The sequence below is a fragment of the Agriterribacter sp. genome (assembly GCF_035444585.1).
Lineage (GTDB): Bacteria > Bacteroidota > Bacteroidia > Chitinophagales > Chitinophagaceae > Agriterribacter.
In genome coordinates, this window is sequence record NZ_DAOMOZ010000308.1 from 1 (window position 1) to 4201 (window position 4201).

Here is a 4201-nt window from a genome sequence, read left to right on the forward strand (position 1 = left end):
CAGCTGGAACTGGTTGCAGGACAGGCAACGCTGGCCAAAATGGTTGCCTTCCCGGCCATACTGATCGTGCTGTTCCTTATCTTTTTCTTCTGGCAAAAGAAGGCAAATCCCCGTAGCACGGCTACCGCAGCCGTTGCGCATTAGAGGGGGGTAGTAGTGAGTAGTGAGTAGTGAGTGGTGAGTGGTGAGTAGTGAATGCCCGCCCCCATCAGACCGAAGCCATCCGGGGGGCGGATGAACACCCTGCCCGAATCTGGTCAGGCGGGCGTTCGGACGGGGTGAATGGTGACGGCTCGTTCATTGAAGAAATAGCAATATCATACAAAAGTGGTTGTCGCAATAAGACAGCCACTTTTTTTATGCGGACGGCGGAAGAGATGAGATGTGAGAGGTGAGAGGTGAGAGGTGAGAAGTGAGAGGTGAGAGGTGAAATGTGAGATGTGAGATGTGAGATGTGAGAGGTGAGGTGAGAGGTGAACGGGCCCGGCCGGGATCACCGGGGCGGGCGCTCACTTTTTACGATACCTGTAATTCAGGAGCTGAACATGCTTATAAGGGAAAGCGCTTTGTCCTCATTATCGGCTTCTTCGAGTATTTCACACAAACGGGCGCCTTCACTTTTAGTAAGCAGAATGAATACGCCCTGTGCCGGCGTTTGCAGGATGATGCTTTTACTGTGTTCGGCAAGGGAATGATCGGGTTCGCTGCATTTATATTTTGCCAGCTCACAAAATGATTGAAATTCACTTTGCGAAAGGGTTAACATGAAGCTGGCAAAAGCAATCTGGTAATGCCCGCAATTTTTGCAACGTACAATATAGCCATCTTCGCCATTGTATAAATACCGGAATCCGCACATAGAGTAAATAATTTCGAACAATAATACGCCCCTCAAAAAAAGAAATGTGCTTTAATCAGGAAAATGATTTTCGAAATGAGGAAACTAATACCGGTGTGATATACCTAAGTACATTTATTGATAATTCGGCCGGAATTAAATCACAATTGCCTATTGGCTGTCTCAGATCAGTTCAAAATTGGCATCCTCTATCCCGAAGGGATACAAGGTTTATAAAATCATAAGAGGAAGGCTTCGACCCCGAAGGGGTCGTACCTGTTTCGAGGTGACGGGGTTACAGACCTGTGACCCCGTCAGGGTCTCATAATAATGCTACGGCCGGCAACCCTTCAACTTTACAGAGCGATGCGATACGCTGTTAGAAGCAAACAGATACAGGATTGTAATCCTTCAGAAGGATGAGGTTTTAAGGAAACAACATTAATTGCTTATTGGCGGTTTCAAATCAGTTTAAAATGGCCATCTTGTATCCCGAAGGGATACAAGGTTTATAAAATCATAAGAGGAAGGCTTGGACCCCGAAGGGGTCGTACCTGTTTCGAGGTGACGGGGTTACAGACCTGTGACCCCGTCAGGGTCTCATAATAATGCTTACGGCCGGCAACCCTTCAACTTTGCAAAGCGATGCGATACGCTGGAAGCAAACGGATACAGGATTGTAATCCTTCAGAAGGAGGAGTTTCAATGCGTTTAAAAACAGTAAAAAAGTTATAAAGAATAGTAGATCCGTTATCATCCATTTGGGCATCAGCGGCAATCTCCTCCTAACATCTCACGCTTATTGCTATACCACAGAAGCCGCCGCCACTAATTTTGCCTGCTTCACAAAAACAGTTTTCTTTTTCTTTCTTCGTCCCAGCCAGATGTAAAAACCCGTTACCGGCAGGCTGGCAGCAATGAGACTTGCAAAAAAAGCAAGTATTTTTCCCGGAAGCCCCAGTATAGCGCCCACATGCATATCGTAATTCATGCGTACTATTTTATCTGCCAGCGGCGCATCTTCAAAACTCCCGGCATAGCTGCCTGTAGCCGGCAGTTCTTTTCCGGTGTACTGGTCGTAATGATAATAATCGGAATTGTAATAAGTGCCGGGCTTATGATTGACCGCTATTTCAACCGGGTCGGTGGAAATAGCGGCAAAATACACGCCTATGCTTTCATTTCCTTTTAACCCTGTGCGGTGTTCCTGCCATAAATGATCGGCCATATTGGCAAACGATGCTGTTTTAGTAGTATCCGAAACAGGGTGTGTATGTTCAACCATTGTTTCACCGCCGCTGGTAACCCAGTATACCGATCCGGCGAACCATTGAAACCCGAATACCAGCCCTGTAATGGCCAGGAAGATGGCTACCCAGGTCATATAAAAACCCAGCACATTGTGCAGATCGTAATTTTTACGCCGCCATCTTGCGCTCCATTTGATGGTGAATCTTTGCTTTTTTGCCGCTTTGTTCTTTGGCCACCAAAGGATCAGACCACTGATCATCATCACCAAAAAAATAAGTGTGGCAGATGCTGCGATGGGTTGTCCTATATTATCCGGCAACCATAAATAATAATGACCATCTAATACAATGCGGAAAAAATCCCTGTTCATGTTTTTATGCTTCAGCACTTCGCCGCTATACGGGTTCATGAAAACCAGCTCATATTCTTTTTCATCATAATAGGCGGCAACGGCTGCTTTGTCTTTGCCGGGGTATTCAACACCCAGCGCTTTTTTTGATGCCAAATGTTTTTCGGCAATGGCTTTCAGCTCCGATGGCGGCAATACATCCCTGTTTTCCACTTTTACGTTGCGAAAAGATGATTCGGTAACACTCCTGATCTCCAGTTCAAACGCCAGTATACAACCGGTAATACCCAGTATTAAAACCACCAGCCCGGAGCTTAGCCCGAGCCAGAGGTGAATTTTTCCTATGAATTTTTTAAATGTCATCCCTCATTACTATAGCATTGCGGAATTAAAATCTGTACGATACGCTAAACCGCATATTGGTTCCGGGTTCTGTTTGCCAGTAAAAATAATCCTCGTATGGCGCACCCGAATATAAATATTTATTCAGGATATTGTTCACCACCAGGTTAAAGCCAATCTTCTCTTTTTGGTAAGAAAGGCTTCCGTCTAAGCGAAAGTAATCGGGCAGGCTGTTTTCCGAATTATCAAAAACATACCAGGGCGAACGTTTTACCTGGTACTGGTAGCCCACTGAAATGCCAAAGCCGGTTAACGCTCCCCTGTCCATCCTGTAGTTCAGCCACGCGTTTTGAATATGGCGGCTGGAGCCCGCCACCTGTGTACCGATCACACTCTTGTCGCTGTCTTTGGTCACTTTGGCTTCTGTATACGCATAGTTAATGATCACGTCGAGCCCTCTTACGATCTGCCCTCTGATATCAACCTCAACGCCTTTCGTTTTTTGCTGACCCGACTGGCGTGTATAATAACCACCGGCAGGATGAGGATGATCAAAATCGGTAGTCTGCACATTGTTCCGGGTGATCTGGTAAACCGAAACGGCGGAATTCCATTTGCCGTTCACCCAGTCTTTTTTTACCCCCACTTCAATATTTCCACCCGTAATGGGATCAAAGCTTTTCCCCTGCCAGTCAGACCCATAATTTTCTAAAAAAGACTCGTCCTTCACAAAATAAACGGCTGTATTCTTGTTTATCGAATAGCTAAGACCGATACGCGGGGTAAACCGGTTGCTTTTAAACTCATCAGTATACTCACCTGATTTAAGGGTGGTATAGCGTCCTGCTAAAGTGAGACGTAATGCGTCATCAAAAAAGCCCAGCTCATCCTGCACATATAAGCCGGTATATCCGCCATAAAGCCGCACGCCTCTTTCCCTGATGTTTTTGCTCCTGTCGAACACCGGTACGCTGGTGTTTCCATGCACAGGAGCATAGATGTTGAGCGGATCCCCCAGGGGTCCACCCTGGTTCCAGTCGTGGTAATATTCCTTATTGCTCATATCCAGCCCCGCCAGTATTTTATGCGATACCGCGCCTGTCTGCACTTCGCCGTTAACAAACATCTGCCCGATTTTACTGGTGCCGAGCACATCCCATATAGATATGCCCCTGTACAATATGCCGTCGTCCTGAGGATCAAAAGCTACCGGCCACTGCGGCCACAGCGAAGCTCCTTTTTGCTGGTAATTGAAATAGGCAGCCTGGGCGGTCATTTTCCAGTTGTTGCTGAGCTTATGATCAAAGATCACGAGCACACTTTTGTCATTCATTTTAGTAGGTTCCAGGTTGGCTTCAGCCGTAGTAAAATCGCGGGGAAGGTCGGCATAGCCTTTTTTGGAAAATATATAGTTAGACCCG

The 4201-nt window shown here is 46.5% G+C and carries 3 protein-coding genes; all 3 read right to left on the reverse strand.

The features are described 5' to 3' along the window. Positions 1-532: 532 nt before the first annotated feature. Positions 533-859, reverse strand: coding sequence for a DUF6686 family protein (locus PLH26_RS20635; protein ID WP_324587911.1), 327 nt, complete (start codon positions 857-859; stop codon positions 533-535). Between the two features lie 784 nt (positions 860-1643). Further along, the gene (locus PLH26_RS20640; RefSeq protein ID WP_324587912.1) at positions 1644-2801 is read right to left on the reverse strand and encodes a PepSY-associated TM helix domain-containing protein; all 1158 of its coding nucleotides are present in this window, start codon (positions 2799-2801) and stop codon (positions 1644-1646) included. Between the two features lie 25 nt (positions 2802-2826). After that, on the reverse strand, positions 2827-4201 hold a 1375-nt coding region (locus tag PLH26_RS20645; RefSeq protein ID WP_324587913.1), incomplete at its 5' end, for a TonB-dependent siderophore receptor.

Bases quoted from the DNA above. Each gene is read 5' to 3' on its own strand.
- PLH26_RS20640 (WP_324587912.1), bottom strand. From the start codon at position 2,801: ATGACATTTAAAAAATTCATAGGAAAAATTCACCTCTGGCTCGGGCTA.
- PLH26_RS20635 (WP_324587911.1), bottom strand. From the start codon at position 859: ATGTGCGGATTCCGGTATTTATACAATGGCGAAGATGGCTATATTGTA.